Consider the following 16084-nt stretch of genomic DNA (forward strand, 5'->3'; position numbering starts at 1 on the left):
CCAACACTTTTGCTGATATTCAAACCATAGTGCCTGTTTCAAATTATCCTGAAGTTTCGTTAACTAATTTGGTTAATACACCGTATAATTATGGTCGAGATGATGACGGGGATGATGGCATTAATGCAACTGGCAAATTAACGATTAAATGGCAAGATAGCAGTGGAAAAGATATTACGGAGGATGTTAAAGCTAACTCAAATAGGGAATTAGATTTTTGTAATGCACCTTATCAGCTCACATTAAGTGCAACGGAGGGCTACTTATCAACTGAATACGGTATACCTAAAACTACTTACTTTAATAATGCTAACCATAGTTACTATATTAATCCGAATCGAATAAATGCAAAAGTCTGTTTTGCACAGCCAAGTTTACACGCACAACAAGGTGATGAACAAAGGGAATATTGGGTTAGAAAAAAAGGTTTTAAAGTGCAACCATTTAACAACCCAACTAATAATTTTCCAACGACAGGCTCAAACAAAATGTTTTTCTACCTGCTGTTGGCAGGTATTACACCAGAGCAAGTTATTGCAGTCAATGGCTCAACAGTACAGGGAACTGAAGGGAACGTAACATTGCAATTAAGTGTGGCAACTACGCATGGTTGGGGAAGTATTAGCTATCCAGAGAGGGTGCGGGCTCTAAAAGTTGAACTAATTGGACCGACTCGAAGCTGGGAAAATAAAAAATTCTTACCAACAGAATTTAAAATATATTCTGATAATATTGGTGGTCACTTAATTTATAATTTTAAAATAGAGCGTTGGTTTATCCCTCTCTCTGGAGAAGCAAACGGGTATTGGAATGCACATAATTTTTGTAACAGTTTAGGATATGGTTATCGGATTCCTGGTGTTGAAGATTATACTAATGCGAATCGTCCAGATATTGGTTGGAATAGTGGTATACCTGGCAGAAATATCGATATGTACCGAAGAGCTTTAAGTTACCGAGACGGTAACCACTGGGTTGGAGGATTCTTTAATGAGTGGGGCGTTATGAGCGACGCAAATAGTGGTTATCCTGGTACTGACTGGAATGTCTACGACTATTGGGCTTATCAAATGCGAAGTAGGAATGAATGGTATAGCGTTGGTTCGGGTGGTGGTAACATTAATACTATGGCTATTTCTAGTCATTTATATAATACAAATAGAGTAGCATGTGTAAGTCCTTAATGTGATAAAGTAACTCGATCGTTTGTCACAAAATAATAGCTAAAAAAGATTTATTAAATGGTACAGTTAGACGTTTGCAAATTGTTACCAGCTGGCAATAACGATCTGAAAAAGTAGCATATTATCCATCTAATTCATTATATTAATGGATGGATAATATGAAAATACAATTTATTTTATTACAACGCGCTCGCCTGATGTAGCGTGTTTAATTTCACCTAATAGCCAAGCCTTTTCACCATGATTATTTAGTAAAGTAATTGCTTTATTGGCTAACTGTTTTGGTAAAGCAATAATTAAGCCAACACCACAGTTAAAAGTTCGATACATTTCGTGACGGCTAACATTTCCCGATTGTTGTAACCAATTAAATATTGCTGGCCATTGCCAACTTGCTTCATTAATGACTGCTTGAGTATTTTCAGGCAGAACACGAGGGATGTTTTCCCAAAATCCGCCGCCTGTAATATGGGCAATGGCATGCACATCAACTTGAGTAATAAGGTCAAGAACGGACTTAACGTAGATCTTAGTTGGTGCAAGTAAATGATCAGCAAGTGTTTTGCCATTTAACTGTTCGGTAGCAGGGTTTACGCCACTGACTTCAATAATTTTACGCACTAATGAATAACCATTAGAATGAGCACCGCTTGATGCTAATGCAATTAATGCATCACCATCTTGTACTTTACTACCGTCAATCATAGCCGACTTTTCAACAACACCAACGCAAAATCCTGCTAAATCATAGTCATTACCATGATACATACCCGGCATTTCGGCTGTTTCACCGCCAACTAAAGCACAACCCGATTGTTTACAACCCTCAGCAATACCAGTTACCACAGTGGCTGCAACATCAACATTAAGTTTGCCGGTAGCATAATAATCAAGGAAGAATAAAGGTTCAGCACCTTGTACAATCAGATCGTTAACACACATTGCTACTAAATCGATGCCGATTGATTCGTGGCGATTTAAATCCATGGCTAGACGTAATTTAGTTCCGACACCATCGGTACCAGATACTAAAATAGGTTCTTTATATTTTTGTGGAATAGCACACAGTGCGCCAAAGCCACCCAGTCCACCCATAACCTCAGGTCGTTTGGTTTCTTTAACAACAGATTTAATACGATTAACAAGTTCATTGCCAGCATCAATATCGACACCAGCATCTTTATAACTAAGAGAATTGTTGTTTGACACGGTAAGTAGTCCTTACAATAAAAAGTTGTTACTATTTTAGCAAGGATGAAATTTAATGGCGATTAATTATTTACAAAATAACCAATTAAATAAAATTACTAATTATTTTCAAACCAACTTTCCAAAATAATAATGGCAGAAGTTGCATCAACATGACCCTTTTCAAGTGCTCGATAACCTCGTGAAGCAAAAATATGTGATTTTGCTTCAACGGTCGATAACCGCTCATCTTGCAAATGTACTTGATAACCAAATCTGCCATGCAACCGATTAGCAAATTTACGAGCTCGGGCTGTTAATGGTTGTTCGGTGCCATCCATATTTAGGGGAAGCCCAACGACTAAAAAATCAGGTTTCCACTCATTTAATACCTTTTCGATAGCTTGCCAGTTAGGAATACCATCGCGGGCTTTAAACGAGCATAAAGGATTGGCTGTTTTAGTTATATCTTGTCCAATAGCCGCTCCAATACTGGCAGTGCCAAAATCAAATGCGATAATGGTTGCCATGGGTCATGCATTTCCCATTTGGTGTGAAATAGTATTCATATTGATTCCAAGTGATTGAGCGGCTTTTTGCCAACGTTCATCAATGGCAACTTCATAAATAATTTGAGGATCGGCATCAACCACTAACCAATCATTACGAGCAATTTCATTTTCGAGTTGTAGAGACTGCCAGCTTGAATAACCTAAAGCCAAAAAGATATTTTGGGGCTGTTCAGGAGAGCCGATTGATTTAAGTGCATCAAGCGAAGTACTAATCATCACATCATCTGAAATCTGAATACTAGAAGCAAACCCATCTAAAGGTGTGTGTAAAATAAAACCCTGTTCATCAGCAATGGGGCCACCACAAAATACAGGTTGTTCTAGTTCTGCGCAACTTGTAGGTGATGTAATTTCTAAACGTGCAAGAACGGTTGCCACATTAAGTTCAATAATTGGTTTATTAATCATAATCCCCATAGCGCCATCACGATTATGTTCACAAATATAAATAACTGAATGACTAAACATAGAATCATCAAGTGTTGGCATTGCGATAATAAAATGGTTTTTTAAATTCATAGTTTCACATTCAAGTTAATTTTATAATGCACATTTGCCAATTTTAACGTTGTGTTCAACATTACAGTGCATTAATAATTCTGGTTCATTTGTTTCTTCATTGATCGATTCTGAAACAATTTCAAAATTTTGAGAAAGATAAAAGTTGATCGCATTAGTATTTTTTTTATAAACATGTACCAACAGTTCGTTATGGCGTTGTTTTGCTTTTTCAACAAGAGCTTTACCTGTTCCTTGCCGGCGAAAAGCTTCATCTACAAATAGACCTGAAATATAATTTTCAGTTATACCGATAAACCCTTTAACTCCATCAAGGTCTTGAACGTATAAAGTAGACATTGGAATTAACATTTTTACTAAATCACAATTTTGTTTAAAAAACTCAGGATTGATAAAGTTATGAGCTTGCAAATTACCTTGCAACCATATTGTCATTACGCTATTTAAATCTTCAGATTTATATTGTCTAATCATTGTTTAACTCTTTTTATTTAATCGATGTTCTATTGCGTCCATTAACATACCGGTAATTGAAAGGCCTGGGTTAGCTGCTTCAATTTCACGAACACAGGTTGGGCTGGTAACGTTAATTTCGGTTAACTTATCACCAATGATATCAAGTCCTACAAATAGTAGGCCTTTTTCTTTTAAAACTGGGGCGATGCTTTTAGCTATATGCCAATCGCTTTCGCTTAAAGCTCTAACTTCGCCATGTCCTCCAGCAGCAAGGTTGCCACGAGTTTCACCTTTTTGAGGGATTCGTGCTAAACAATAAGGTACAGGTTCACCATCAACCACTAATACACGTTTATCACCGTCTTTAATCGCAGGAATAAAGTTTTGAGCCATGCAATAACGTGTGTTATGTTCGGTTAACGTTTCAATAATCACTGAAACATTGGGATCGTCTTGTTTGATTCGAAAAATGGATGAGCCCCCCATGCCATCAAGTGGTTTTAAAATGATATCATGGTGTTGTTCGTGAAAAGCTTTGATATGCTGTGTTTGACGTGTAACCAAGGTTTTTGGTGTAAACTCGGCAAACCAAGCGGTAAAAAGCTTTTCGTTACAATCGCGTAGGCTTTGTGGTTTATTGACCACTAATACACCTTTTGCCTCGGCTCTTTCTAGGATATAAGTGGCATAAATAAACTCAGTATCAAAAGGGGGATCCTTACGCATTAAAATCGTATCAAGGTCACTAAGTGCAATGGTCTGTTCTTGCCCAAACTCAAACCAATGATCTTTATCGTTATAAACTGTTAAAGAGCGAGTTGTGGCATAAGCTTCGCCATTATCTAGAAAAAGGTCATTCATTTCAATATAAAAAAGTTCATAACCCCTTTTTTGCGCCTCAAGTAACATGGCAAAACTGGTATCTTTTTTTATTTTGATGTGACTAATTGGATCCATTACAATGCCCAGCTTTATCATGATGACTCCTTACCTATTTTGTCTTTATAAAATTGTTTTATACTGAAACATGGGTATTCCTGAAACTTTTTAACAGGTTTTTAATCATAATACCCAAATTAAAATTTAATATTTGTTGTTATCATACTCGTTACAAGTTCAGTTGCAAAGCAATCATTACTTATCATTTGTATAAGATATATTTATCCTAGATCGCCTAAATGTACTTGTAAGGCGGTGAGAGCCGTTAATGCTGCAGTTTCTGTTCGCAACACTCTAGGACCGAGTAAAATGTCAGAAAAATGATAGTTATGTGTCATGCTAATTTCATTATCAGATAAACCACCTTCAGGTCCAATTAGTAAGTAAATTTGTTTATGCGTATTAGTTAACTGTTTAATACCATATTCAGCTTTGGGGTGTAGATTGAGTTTTAAGCCTTCGGTTAAACTAGCACACCAACTTTCTAACTTCATTACTGGATGAATAACTGGGATCACGTTTCGACCGCATTGTTCACAAGCAGAAATAACAATTTTTTGCCATTGCTGGATTTTCTTTTCGAGCCTTTCTTCATGAAGTTTGACGCCACAACGTTCAGAAAGGAGTGGGGTAATACTCGCTACGCCTAATTCGACTGATTTTTGAATTGTAAACTCCATTTTTTCACCGCGTGAAATCACTTGCCCTAAGTGAATATCTAATGGTGATTCACGATTATCTAAAATGGGCAAAGAGGTTTTTACTGTAACTGTTTTTTTATTGATTTCATGTATAACTGCAGGAGTAATATGGTTTGAACCATCAAATAAAATAATATTTTCACCTACTTTCATGCGTAACACGCGAATAAGATGGTTAAATGCATTATCATCTAGGGTAACAAGACTATTTGGCTCAATGGTAAATGGTTGAAAAATTCGAGTCATAATTTTGTATATCTTATATTATTTGCAATAAATTATAGCGTAATTTAACAAGATTCGGTAATCTCTATTTAATGTAACTTATGTTTTGGAATCAGGTATGAATACATATAGCAAAGATAGGGTATTAATCGAAGGATTAACTGTTTTAACCACCATCGGCGTATATGAGTGGGAAAAGACCATCAAACAAAAATTAATTATTGATCTTGAAATGGCGTGGGATAATAAACCTGCTGGAGAAAGTGATAACGTATCACTTTGCTTAGATTATTTTGTGGTTAGTCAAACTATAACACAATTGGTTGAATGTTCGAATTTTGAATTGATTGAATGTGTTGCTGAGCGTATTGCTGAGCGTATTATTCAACAATTTTCGGTTAATTGGCTTAAAGTTAAAGTATCCAAACCGAATGCAATAGCTAATGCTCGAAATGTTGCTGTAATAATTGAACGTACGGCAAATAAATAAACTAACTAGTGGTAAAGATACTGTAACAATGATAGATAATAAAAAGCAAGATTTAATTACTAACAAAAAACATCATACAGCTAAAGGGTTTAGGCACGACGAATCTTTTAAAATAAAAATAAGTGAGTTTTTGCGTTGGCGTTTTGAACGTAAAGTTTTACCTCCTAAAGAGGGTTATCACAACTTTAATCAGACGTGGTTTGAGCAAATAAATCTTGACTTGCCCGATGATAGAGTTTGGTGGATTGGTCACTCAACAACATTGATTCGTTTGGGCGGTAAAATGATTTTGACAGATCCTATCTTTTCTAAACGAGCTTCGCCATTACAATTGATCGGACCGAAACGTCGCACACCTCCAGCTTTAGAAATCGAACAACTACCGCAGATTGATTTTATTGTAATTTCACATAACCATTATGATCATCTTGATTATCATAGCATTCGGAAATTAATTGCGCGCTTTCCTAATATTGTAATAATGGCTCCTCTTGGTTTAAAAAAAGCATTATTAAAATTGGGAGCAAAACAGATTACTGAATTAGATTGGTGGGATAGTGTAACTGTTGATGGGCTTACTTTTTCCGCAACATCGGCTATACACTGGAGCAATCGTGGGTTATTTGATGTAAACAAAGCATTATGGTGTGGTTGGGTGATTCAATCTAATATTGATAATCAAGATCAATCAAAGACGGTCTATTTTATGGGTGATACATGCTACTCTGCTGAATTAAAAGAGATCGCTAAGCGATTTCCTTCAATTGATTTGGCATTAATTCCAATTGGGGCTTATGCACCACGTTGGTATATGCAATCACAGCATATCGATCCTAAACAAGCTGTGCAGTTATATGACGAACTCAATTGTCATTGTGCAATAGCCATTCATTGGGGGGCATTTGAATTAGCTGATGAACCATTAGATGAACCACCTCAATTATTAATTGAACACAAAGCCGAGCGCGCTTTTCATCTATTAAAAATAGGTGGTAATTTAGCTATTAAACGTATTAATTATGAATTAAAATAACTTCAATAGAAACAAATGTAATACCTATAATTATTTAATGTATTTGCCAAAAGGAGAAAGAAATGAAAGTAGCAATTATTGGGCTATCTTGTTTAATGTTTAGCCTAGCATTAGTTGGATGTGGAGGGAAAAACGACGAAGGCAAAACTTATCATTGGTCAAAAGCGCACGGTGTTTTAGAAGATTGTCGTGGTGTAATGAATAAATCGCAACAATGTAATACTAATTCCAATAATCAACAATATTTATTCAAAGTAGATAAATATTAATATGAGTGCATGGCTGATTTACGCATTACTTTCTGCCATTACTGCGGCCAGTGTTGCTATTTTAGGGAAAATTGGTTTACAACATCTTGATGCTAACACCGCTACTGCAATTCGTGCCATTGTAATGGCTATTTTTTTAGTTGGTGTGGTGGTTGTTCAGGGTAAATTAAATCTTATCAACACCTTTTTTAATGATAAAAAGGCATTACTTATTATTGCGCTAAGCGGTATTGCAGGTGCGCTATCTTGGCTATTTTACTTTATGGCGATCAAAGAAGGCAAGGTGTCGCAAGTTGCGCCAATTGACAAATTAAGCGTAGTTTTTGCTGTTGTGTTTGCTGCTGTTTTATTTGGTGAAAAGATCTCGTTGTTAGCTGGCGTTGGTGTCGCTATGATTGCGGCAGGGGCTATATTGGTTGCACTATTTTGATATTAAATAGTGCATTAACCTGAACCTAGGCTACTTTAATAGCGCATTGAATAGCTCAACAGTAACAAGTTCACCTTTAGCTACATTGCCTCGTTCTTGTTCAAGCACAATAAAACAGTTTGCTTGATTAAATGACTGAGTAATATGCGAACCTTGCGCTCCAGTTATACTTACTTCTAATTCGCCCTGTGCATTGATTTGCAGCATACCACGTTGAAAGTCTAACCTACCGACAGTCTTTTTAAGATTTGTTGCTGTTTTAACTTTAAAGCTAAAATCCATGGATGAATATTCAAGCCCTGAAAGCGTCAAAATCAAAGGTTGCACTAATTGGTAAAATGTCACCAAGGTCGAAACGGGATTACCAGGTAAACCACAAAATAGTGCATTGCCAATTTTGCCAAAGGCAAAAGGCTTGCCTGGTTTCATTGCAATCTTCCAAAAATTGATTAGTCCTAATGTTTCAAGTGCAGTTTTGGTATAATCAGCGTCACCGACGGATACGCCTCCACTTGTTATCACCAAGTCAGCTTGACTTGATGCAGTTATTAACGCTTTTTTGATTTCGGTAAGATCATCAGCAATAATACCGAGATCAATAACCTCACAGTTAAGTTTGGTTAATAATAATTTTAGTGTGAAGCGGTTGCTGTCATAAATAGCGCCATTGCCAGATAATGGCTGACCAATGGGGGTTAATTCATCACCCGTTGATAAGATGGCTACCTTTAATTTTTTAAAGACAACAAGATCACTAATGCCTAATGTTGCAAGTGTCGATAGTGTTGGTATCGTTAATTTAGTCCCTTTTTTGACTGTGATCGCACCTTTTTTAACATCTTCACCTATACGACGAATATTATCGCCAGCTTTTACGTTACTTAAAAAGGTAATCCCTAGATCAGATTTTTCGGTCTGCTCCTGCATAACAACCGCATCGGCATCATTTGGCACTGGAGCTCCTGTCATAATGCGTAAACAAGTGCCTTGTGGCCAATGAAGATTGTTTATATCATCACCTGCAAAAATAGCACCAGCCAGTGGCAACAATTTTGATTGTTTAAAATCTGCTAACCGAACCGCATAACCATCCATAGCTGAATTATCAAAACTAGGTACATTAATAGGGGAAATTACAGGTTCAGCGGTAATCCTTTCTAATGCATCAAATAACGTAACTTTTTCACTATGCAGCGATTTTATGGTTGATGCGCTTTGAAGTAGTTGTTGCTTGGCTTGTTGAAAAGTGAGTAACATAAAAGTGGGCTGTCCTTATATTTACCAATCTATTATTGGTTCAGTTGACAAAAAGTTTCAGGTAACACTACGTTTAAGTAAAAAACAAATTTTATATCAATATTAATTAGTTATTATGGATATCAATATAACAACGTCGCCAAAAGGCGACGTAAAATAATCAACTATACATTAAATAAGAAGTTCATAATATCGCCATCTTGCACGATATAATCTTTACCTTCAGCACGCATTTTGCCTGCCTCTTTAGCTCCTTGTTCACCACCGTATTTAATAAAATCATCAAAAGCAATGGTTTGCGCACGAATAAAGCCTTTTTCAAAATCAGTATGAATTTTTCCTGCTGCTTGAGGTGCGGTATCACCAACTGAAATTGTCCAAGCACGAACTTCTTTTACACCTGCGGTAAAATAAGTTTGCAGATTAAGTAAGCTATAGCCAGCACGAATTACACGATTTAAGCCTGGTTCGGTTAAACCTAAATCTTGCATAAACTCATCACGATCGGCATCATCAAGTTCAGCAAGTTCTGCTTCAATTGCAGCACAAACAGGTACGACAACAGCTTTTTCTTGCTCTGCTATTGCTTTTACTTTATCTAAATAAGGGTTATTTTCAAAACCATCTTCATTCACATTAGCGATATACATTGTTGGTTTTAATGTTAAAAAACTAAGGTATTTGATGGCTTCAAGTTCTTCTTTGCTAAGATCTAATAAGAGTAGCTTTTTGCCTTGCTCAAGATGAGGTAAACACTTTTCAAGGATTTCCACTTCAAATTTGGCGTCTTTATCACCACCTTTAGCGCGTTTTTGTTGGCGAGTTATTGCTCGTTCACACGCTTCAAGATCGGCTAATGCTAGCTCGGTATTGATAATTTCGATATCTTCAGCAGGATCGATTTTACCCGCAACGTGGACAATGTTCTCGTTTTCAAAGCAACGCACTACATGACCGATAGCTTCTGTTTCACGAATATTAGCTAAAAATTGATTTCCTAAACCTTCGCCTTTTGATGCGCCTTTAACAAGCCCAGCAATATCAACAAATTCCATGGTAGTAGGTAATGTGCGTTGTGGTTTAACAATTTTAGCTAACTCATCTAAACGGGGATCGGGCATTGGTACAACCCCAGTATTTGGCTCGATAGTACAAAACGGAAAATTAGCCGCTTCAATGCCAGCTTTAGTTAGTGCGTTAAAAAGTGTTGACTTACCTACATTCGGTAATCCGACAATCCCACATTTAAATCCCATACTGTTTGTTACCTTTTTTGTTTTAAAATATCTTAAAAATAAGGGGCGATTATATACTAAATTGCGCTATTTGTGCTAATCTTCTTATCAATAAATCAACCGATAATTAAGCAAATTAGTAATAATCATTTAGTTTATTATCCAGTCAACGCTTTTTAAAAACCGTTTTATAAGCCATACCAAGTAATGTTACTTAACGACCCAATTATTGTTCGGAATCTAAACCAATTTGATAAAGTTGATTTTTTTTAAGTCCATATATTTCAGCAGTAATGGCTGCTGCCTTTTTTAGCGGTAATTCTTTTTGCAATAGTTTAAGGGTACTAATTACCTGAGGATCGATATCATCATCGCATTTGATATGACCTTGAACAATCAATACAAATTCACCTTTTTGACGAGAAGTATCCTCGTTTAGCCAATTAATCAGCTCATTAACCTTAAAACTGACAATGGTCTCCCATGTTTTGGTTAGTTCCTTAGCTAAAATGATCTGCTTATTTGGTCCCCAAATAGTTTGCATATCGTTAAGCGTGTCTAATAAACGATGTGTTGATTCATAAAAAATCATTGTTCGTGGTTCGTCTAACAATTTTACAAGACAATCTTGGCGAGCTTTAGTTTTAGCTGGTAAAAAACCTTCATAAATAAACTTATCTGACGGCAACCCTGATGCACATAAAGCAGCAATCGCAGCACAAGCACCAGGAACGGGAACTACTTTTATGTTATTTTCGCGACAAGCCTTAACTAAATGATACCCGGGATCATTAATTAACGGAGTGCCAGCATCAGAAATCAAAGCAATTGATAAGCCAGATTTAAGTTTTTCAATCAAAATACTGGACTTTTCTTGTTCATTATGATCATGTAAAGCAAACAATTTTGCTTTTATTCCAAGATGTTGTAAAAGTAAACCACTATGGCGAGTATCTTCAGCCGCAATAAGATCGACACTTTTCAGTGTATTGATGGCTCTGAGTGTAATATCATCTAAGTTTCCGATGGGGGTGGCAACAATATATAAAGTCATTATTTTAAATCACATTAAATTTTTTTAGAAATACGGCAAAGGTACTGTACGAAAACCTATTTTATTGTATATACTCGTTACATTCAAAATAAATCCGACAAAGCCTGAATAATTAGTTAATCAAAAGTAGAAAAATAGCTTGCTTATAACAAAATTAAGCATAAGCTGATTGGGATTATACCTTTGGATAATAAAGAAATTATATTAGCTCAGTTTGAATTTTAGTGGTTATAGATCGCAAGAATAATCAAATAACAAATTTAAGGTTTTCATCGTGAAATTCTAGATGAATTTATTGATTTAACTAATAACTAATCAATATAATAGCGTTTTTACTATAAAAACGCTAAAATGTGCTGATAAAATAAGATGTATAAATGCTATTGAACACAAAATAGTCAAAAACAAAATTTACGAATGAAAGGTGTTGCTTTGAAAAAAATACTTACATTAAGTTGCTTAAGTTTGTTGATTGTTGCTTGTACGCAAACTGAGCAGGCCGAAATTGAAGATATTTCTGGCGCAGGTGGATCATCAACTTCTTCTGTCTATACCAAACCACCTGCCAATATATCAACAGGCGGTAGAACAGTTTCTACTCCTACTAATCATAACCTTCCATCATCAAGGCAGGCGACGGTTTCAAATTCCAACACCGCTAACAATACTAGCACGGTGATTAGTAATGAGCGTATTGTCTATAATCGTAATTACGACGACATTCCAAAAGGCGGATATCAAGGCGATACTTACACTGTTAAACGAGGCGATACTTTATTCTATATTGCATGGGTAACTGGTAATGATTACCGTTCACTAGCAGCTAAAAATAATATCAAAGAACCATTTGCCGTTAATGTTGGGCAAGTATTAGACGTTAGTGGCGGAACTGTTGTGGTAACACAAAAAACCACAACCAATAATACAACAACAAATAAATCAAACAACAATAATTCATCTGTAGTGATTGGACAAGCTAAAACTAAACCAACAATAACCAAAACAACAACGACTTCAATTACCACAATAGATAAAAATAAACGTCCAACAACAACTGAAACAACTGAAACAATCACTGAACCGCTAGATGATTCTACTAGAAGTCCAACTATAAATTCAAAAGCAGTCAATATTTCATGGCGATGGCCTGCACGAGGCAAGATTATTGAGAAATTCTCAAAGGCAAGTAAAGGTATTGATATTTCGGGTTCAATTGGCGATAAGGTTTTGGCTGCGGCTGATGGACGCGTTGTTTATTCTGGTAATGCGTTACCAGGTTATGGTAATTTAATCATTATTAAACATAATGATGACTATTTAACAGCATATGCGCATAACCAATCTATATTAGTAAAAGAACAACAAGCCGTTCGCGCAGGTGAGCAAATAGCCACAATGGGTGCAACTGGCACTTCGTCAGTTAGATTACACTTTGAAATTCGTTACAAAGCGCAATCAGTTGACCCGTTAAAATACTTACCCAAATAATAAACGTTTTGAGTCAGTCTGGTTGGCTCAAAATAAATGGGCATGCACGGTAATAACCTAGCATGTCTATGACAGAATATACCAAAAATTTAATCTACGTAACAAAGGAGTTATATTCATGGCAGTTAAAAAATTAGTGCTAATTCGACATGGAGAAAGTGTTTGGAACCAAGAAAACCGTTTTTGTGGTTGGACTGATGTTGATTTATCTGATAAAGGTAACAAAGAAGCGGCTGAAGCAGGTAAATTACTAAAACAAGAAGGTTTCGCATTTGATTATGCTTACACTTCAGTATTAAAACGTGCAATTCACACATTATGGCACGTTTTAGACGAAGTAGATCAAGCATGGTTACCTGTTGAAAAAAGCTGGAAGCTAAACGAACGTCATTATGGTGCATTACAAGGTTTGAATAAAGCTGAAACAGCAGCAAAATATGGTGATGAACAAGTAAAATTATGGCGTCGTGGCTTTGCAATTACACCTCCTGCACTTGAAAAATCAGATGAACGTTTTCCTGGTCACGATTCACGTTATAGCAAACTACCTGAATCAGAATTACCATTAACCGAAAGCCTAGCATTAACTATTAAACGTGTACTACCTTACTGGGAATCAACAATTGCTCCACGTGTAGCTAAAGGTGAACGTGTTATCATTGCTGCTCATGGTAATTCACTTCGTGCATTGGTAAAACATTTAGACAACATCAGCGATGATGATATTATCGAACTAAACATCCCAACTGGTGTGCCATTAGTGTATGAATTTGATGACAATATGAAAGTTATCAAACACTACTACCTAGGCAATGCTGACGAAATCGCTGCAAAACAAGCTGCTGTTGCCAACCAAGGTAAAGCAAAATAATTATTCAATAAACTATTAAAGAGGTAGGTTATTTAACTTACCTTTTTTATTATCCAAATTATCATTTTATTTAACCACTTTTATTGATTTAATCTAATTTTGAGAATTTAATTTTGTCTAAAATCTATTATATATATGGCGTAATGAATGCCGGAAAATCCACAGAGCTTTTACAAATTGACCATAATTATTTAAGTAATAATATGCAGACTTTATTACTTAAATCATCAGTCGATACTCGTGACTCGGCAGTTGAAATTGTTTCTCGCTTAGGATTACGCAAAAAAGCGTTACAGCTTGATGACACAACGGTTGATGAAATTATTGAGCATATCAAACAAAGCAATTATGCCTGTATACTAATCGATGAAAGCCAGTTTTTATCGCGTAATACTATTTGGAAGTTATCTGATGTATGTGACGAATATGGCGTACCAATCATGTTTTTTGGTATCAAAACCGATTATATGGGACACCTGTTTGAAGGTTCTAAAACACTACTTGAAATAGCCGACAATTTTAGAGAGCTCAAAACTGTATGCTGGTGTGGCAAAAAAGCAACTATGATTTTATTGGAAGGACAAGACGGTAAAATTGTTAAATTCGGAAATTCTATTCATCTAGGTGATAGCGAATACCACTCAGTATGCCGAAAACACTGGAAAGCAGGGCAAATAAGGCCTAAAAACTGATCCTCTTAAAATTTCACACTTATTTCTTTCAACAAATTGCTTGTACATATGCAATATGCTTTTGGAAAAGTGTGAATAAACTCTCATTTTTGCGATTTTCTTTTTGTTGATTCTTTTTATTTTATGTCATATTAACTGACACGATTCAGTATTATTTTGTTAACTATGAGGAATCACCATGAAAATCAAAATTATTTCACTAGCTGTTGTGATTAGTTTAGTTAGTTATAATGCCAATGCTAAAGAATTTGTATTAACTGATAACGAAAAAGGTATTGCCAAAGGTAATTGGTCAGTTTCGAGTCAAGATTTAGGAATAAAAGGTTCAAAATTCGCTATTCAAAATACGATCCTTAAAGGTGGTAAACAAGACGGAACTGAACTACTAACAATTTCTAGTGATAATTTCACTATTAAATTAATTCCAACGCGTGGATTAGGTATTTTGTCTGTTGTTGGTGATGGTGTTCGCATGGGATGGGATTCACCAGTAGATGAAATCGTTCATCCTAAATATATTAACTTAGAAAGTCGGGCAGGGCTTGGTTGGCTAGATGGCTTTAACGAAATGATGGTTCGTTGTGGTTTTGAATGGACAGGTCATGCTGTGCAAGATAGTGGCATCATGTATACGCTTCATGGTCGTGCGCAAAATACACCTGTTTCTAAATTAATTGTTGATGTATCGGACAAAGCACCGTACACCATTACAGTTAAAGGGTTAATTAAAGAAAATACTTTCAAAAAAAGCAATTTAGAAACTTGGGCATCGCTGATCTATGTGCCAGGAAGTAGAGAATTTACGGTCCACGACGTTCTCACCAATAAGAGTGATTATATCCGTGATTATCAAATTATCTACCATAGTAATTTTGGTACACCTATTCTTGAAGATGGTGCTAAATTTGTTGCACCAGTTAAAGAAATATCTCCATTTAACGATTATGCAAAAGGTGGCCTTGATACATGGCAAACTTATCTAGGTCCAACTAAAGATTTTGATGAAATGGTATTTAATGTTTATCCTTTTTCTGAGGAGAATGGCGAAACACAAGTTATGGTGACCAATAAAGCAGGTGATAAAGCAGCTGGTATTAGTTTTAATACTAAACAGCTACCCGTACTATCATTATGGAAAAATACCGATACCCTCAAGCAAGGTTATGTTACAGGCTTAGAGCCAGGTACCAGTTTTGCTTATCCAGTGACTATCGAACGTGAGCAAAAACGTGTACGTCAGCTTAAACCAGGACAAAGCACTGAATTTACTTTAACTTATAGTTTATTATCTAGCAAAGATGCTGTAACAAAATATGAACAAAAAATTAAAGCTATTCAAGGTAAGCAAGAAACAAAAATTGTAAATGAACCAATAGCTAAAGAATAAATTATTAAAAATGGCTACCAACCTTATATGGTAGCCATAAAACAACCTAATAATCTCAACACTTAATATTCATGATAGTAGCCTTAGCTACTTG

General features: G+C 35.8%; 18 protein-coding genes. 9 read left to right on the top strand and 9 right to left on the bottom strand.

Going from position 1 to position 16084, the window contains the following annotated elements; all coding sequences use genetic code 11:
• On the top strand, nucleotides 1-1184 hold a 1184-nt coding region (locus ACGH80_RS05835), incomplete at its 5' end, for a hypothetical protein (RefSeq protein WP_411630676.1).
• 171 nt (nucleotides 1185-1355) lie between these two features.
• Here the strand turns inward: ACGH80_RS05835 and purM are convergent.
• The 6 genes from purM to rsmE all read right to left on the bottom strand — a co-directional run bounded on the left by purM (nucleotide 1356) and on the right by rsmE (nucleotide 5805).
• Complete coding sequence (gene purM, locus ACGH80_RS05840; RefSeq protein WP_411630677.1) at nucleotides 1356-2393, bottom strand: phosphoribosylformylglycinamidine cyclo-ligase; 1038 nt, start codon at nucleotides 2391-2393, stop codon at nucleotides 1356-1358.
• Between the two features lie 98 nt (nucleotides 2394-2491).
• Nucleotides 2492-2902, bottom strand: a complete 411-nt coding sequence (gene ruvX / locus ACGH80_RS05845; protein WP_065609713.1) for a Holliday junction resolvase RuvX — start codon at nucleotides 2900-2902, stop codon at nucleotides 2492-2494.
• A gap of 3 nt (nucleotides 2903-2905) precedes the next feature.
• The gene (locus ACGH80_RS05850; RefSeq protein ID WP_034910961.1) at nucleotides 2906-3463 is read right to left on the bottom strand and encodes a YqgE/AlgH family protein; all 558 of its coding nucleotides are present in this window, start codon (nucleotides 3461-3463) and stop codon (nucleotides 2906-2908) included.
• A 21-nt stretch (nucleotides 3464-3484) separates the two neighbouring features.
• Nucleotides 3485-3937, bottom strand: a complete 453-nt coding sequence (locus ACGH80_RS05855) for a GNAT family N-acetyltransferase (protein WP_065590487.1) — start codon at nucleotides 3935-3937, stop codon at nucleotides 3485-3487.
• Nucleotides 3938-3940: 3 nt separating this feature from the next.
• Entirely contained in the window at nucleotides 3941-4897 is a 957-nt protein-coding gene (gene gshB / locus ACGH80_RS05860; protein ID WP_411630678.1) for a glutathione synthase, read from the bottom strand.
• A gap of 182 nt (nucleotides 4898-5079) precedes the next feature.
• The gene (gene rsmE, locus ACGH80_RS05865) at nucleotides 5080-5805 is read right to left on the bottom strand and encodes a 16S rRNA (uracil(1498)-N(3))-methyltransferase (RefSeq protein ID WP_174798120.1); all 726 of its coding nucleotides are present in this window, start codon (nucleotides 5803-5805) and stop codon (nucleotides 5080-5082) included.
• 97 nt (nucleotides 5806-5902) lie between these two features.
• Between rsmE and folB the strand changes: the two genes are divergently transcribed.
• The 4 genes from folB (at nucleotide 5903) to ACGH80_RS05885 (ending at nucleotide 8006) form a co-directional block, all read left to right on the top strand.
• Entirely contained in the window at nucleotides 5903-6274 is a 372-nt protein-coding gene (gene folB, locus ACGH80_RS05870) for a dihydroneopterin aldolase (protein ID WP_034910947.1), read from the top strand.
• Nucleotides 6275-6302: 28 nt separating this feature from the next.
• Nucleotides 6303-7307, top strand: a complete 1005-nt coding sequence (locus tag ACGH80_RS05875) for an MBL fold metallo-hydrolase (RefSeq protein ID WP_296300857.1) — start codon at nucleotides 6303-6305, stop codon at nucleotides 7305-7307.
• A gap of 62 nt (nucleotides 7308-7369) precedes the next feature.
• A complete protein-coding gene (locus ACGH80_RS05880) occupies nucleotides 7370-7576 on the top strand; it encodes a hypothetical protein (RefSeq protein WP_296300858.1) in 207 nt (68 codons plus the stop codon).
• A 1-nt stretch (nucleotide 7577) separates the two neighbouring features.
• A complete protein-coding gene (locus tag ACGH80_RS05885) occupies nucleotides 7578-8006 on the top strand; it encodes an EamA family transporter (protein WP_174798122.1) in 429 nt (142 codons plus the stop codon).
• Nucleotides 8007-8036: 30 nt separating this feature from the next.
• Here ACGH80_RS05885 and moeA read toward each other — a convergent pair whose 3' ends face one another.
• The 3 genes from moeA to rsmI all read right to left on the bottom strand — a co-directional run bounded on the left by moeA (nucleotide 8037) and on the right by rsmI (nucleotide 11552).
• A complete protein-coding gene (gene moeA / locus ACGH80_RS05890; protein ID WP_174798123.1) occupies nucleotides 8037-9263 on the bottom strand; it encodes a molybdopterin molybdotransferase MoeA in 1227 nt (408 codons plus the stop codon).
• A gap of 164 nt (nucleotides 9264-9427) precedes the next feature.
• Complete coding sequence (gene ychF / locus ACGH80_RS05895) at nucleotides 9428-10519, bottom strand: redox-regulated ATPase YchF (RefSeq protein WP_034910937.1); 1092 nt, start codon at nucleotides 10517-10519, stop codon at nucleotides 9428-9430.
• 205 nt (nucleotides 10520-10724) lie between these two features.
• Nucleotides 10725-11552 carry a 16S rRNA (cytidine(1402)-2'-O)-methyltransferase gene (rsmI, locus tag ACGH80_RS05900; protein WP_411630679.1) on the bottom strand — a complete coding sequence of 276 codons (828 nt, stop codon included), beginning with the start codon at nucleotides 11550-11552 and terminating at the stop codon, nucleotides 10725-10727.
• Between the two features lie 417 nt (nucleotides 11553-11969).
• Between rsmI and nlpD the strand changes: the two genes are divergently transcribed.
• The 4 genes from nlpD (at nucleotide 11970) to ACGH80_RS05920 (ending at nucleotide 15990) form a co-directional block, all read left to right on the top strand.
• Nucleotides 11970-13040 (top strand): murein hydrolase activator NlpD, encoded by a 1071-nt coding sequence (nlpD, locus tag ACGH80_RS05905; protein WP_065590494.1) that lies wholly within the window; start codon nucleotides 11970-11972, stop codon nucleotides 13038-13040.
• A gap of 118 nt (nucleotides 13041-13158) precedes the next feature.
• Entirely contained in the window at nucleotides 13159-13911 is a 753-nt protein-coding gene (gene gpmA, locus ACGH80_RS05910; protein ID WP_065590495.1) for a 2,3-diphosphoglycerate-dependent phosphoglycerate mutase, read from the top strand.
• Between the two features lie 113 nt (nucleotides 13912-14024).
• The gene (locus ACGH80_RS05915; protein ID WP_034910926.1) at nucleotides 14025-14603 is read left to right on the top strand and encodes a thymidine kinase; all 579 of its coding nucleotides are present in this window, start codon (nucleotides 14025-14027) and stop codon (nucleotides 14601-14603) included.
• A gap of 178 nt (nucleotides 14604-14781) precedes the next feature.
• On the top strand, nucleotides 14782-15990 hold the full coding sequence (locus ACGH80_RS05920) for an aldose 1-epimerase family protein (RefSeq protein ID WP_411630680.1): 1209 nt from the start codon (nucleotides 14782-14784) through the stop codon (nucleotides 15988-15990).
• Nucleotides 15991-16084 lie beyond the last annotated feature (94 nt).

The organism is Gilliamella sp. BG1 (assembly GCF_046635625.1).
Taxonomy (GTDB): Bacteria; Pseudomonadota; Gammaproteobacteria; order Enterobacterales; family Orbaceae; genus Gilliamella; species Gilliamella bombi.

Coding starts and splice junctions, on each gene's coding strand:
- gpmA (WP_065590495.1), top strand. CDS start 13,159: ATGGCAGTTAAAAAATTAGTGCTAATTCGACATGGAGAAAGTGTTTGG.
- folB (WP_034910947.1), top strand. CDS start 5,903: ATGAATACATATAGCAAAGATAGGGTATTAATCGAAGGATTAACTGTT.
- rsmE (WP_174798120.1), bottom strand. CDS start 5,805: ATGACTCGAATTTTTCAACCATTTACCATTGAGCCAAATAGTCTTGTT.
- ACGH80_RS05920 (WP_411630680.1), top strand. CDS start 14,782: ATGAAAATCAAAATTATTTCACTAGCTGTTGTGATTAGTTTAGTTAGT.
- moeA (WP_174798123.1), bottom strand. CDS start 9,263: ATGTTACTCACTTTTCAACAAGCCAAGCAACAACTACTTCAAAGCGCA.
- nlpD (WP_065590494.1), top strand. CDS start 11,970: ATGAAAGGTGTTGCTTTGAAAAAAATACTTACATTAAGTTGCTTAAGT.
- ACGH80_RS05875 (WP_296300857.1), top strand. CDS start 6,303: ATGATAGATAATAAAAAGCAAGATTTAATTACTAACAAAAAACATCAT.
- ACGH80_RS05880 (WP_296300858.1), top strand. CDS start 7,370: ATGAAAGTAGCAATTATTGGGCTATCTTGTTTAATGTTTAGCCTAGCA.
- ACGH80_RS05885 (WP_174798122.1), top strand. CDS start 7,578: ATGAGTGCATGGCTGATTTACGCATTACTTTCTGCCATTACTGCGGCC.
- ACGH80_RS05850 (WP_034910961.1), bottom strand. CDS start 3,463: ATGAATTTAAAAAACCATTTTATTATCGCAATGCCAACACTTGATGAT.
- ychF (WP_034910937.1), bottom strand. CDS start 10,519: ATGGGATTTAAATGTGGGATTGTCGGATTACCGAATGTAGGTAAGTCA.
- rsmI (WP_411630679.1), bottom strand. CDS start 11,552: ATGACTTTATATATTGTTGCCACCCCCATCGGAAACTTAGATGATATT.
- gshB (WP_411630678.1), bottom strand. CDS start 4,897: ATGATAAAGCTGGGCATTGTAATGGATCCAATTAGTCACATCAAAATA.
- ACGH80_RS05855 (WP_065590487.1), bottom strand. CDS start 3,937: ATGATTAGACAATATAAATCTGAAGATTTAAATAGCGTAATGACAATA.
- ruvX (WP_065609713.1), bottom strand. CDS start 2,902: ATGGCAACCATTATCGCATTTGATTTTGGCACTGCCAGTATTGGAGCG.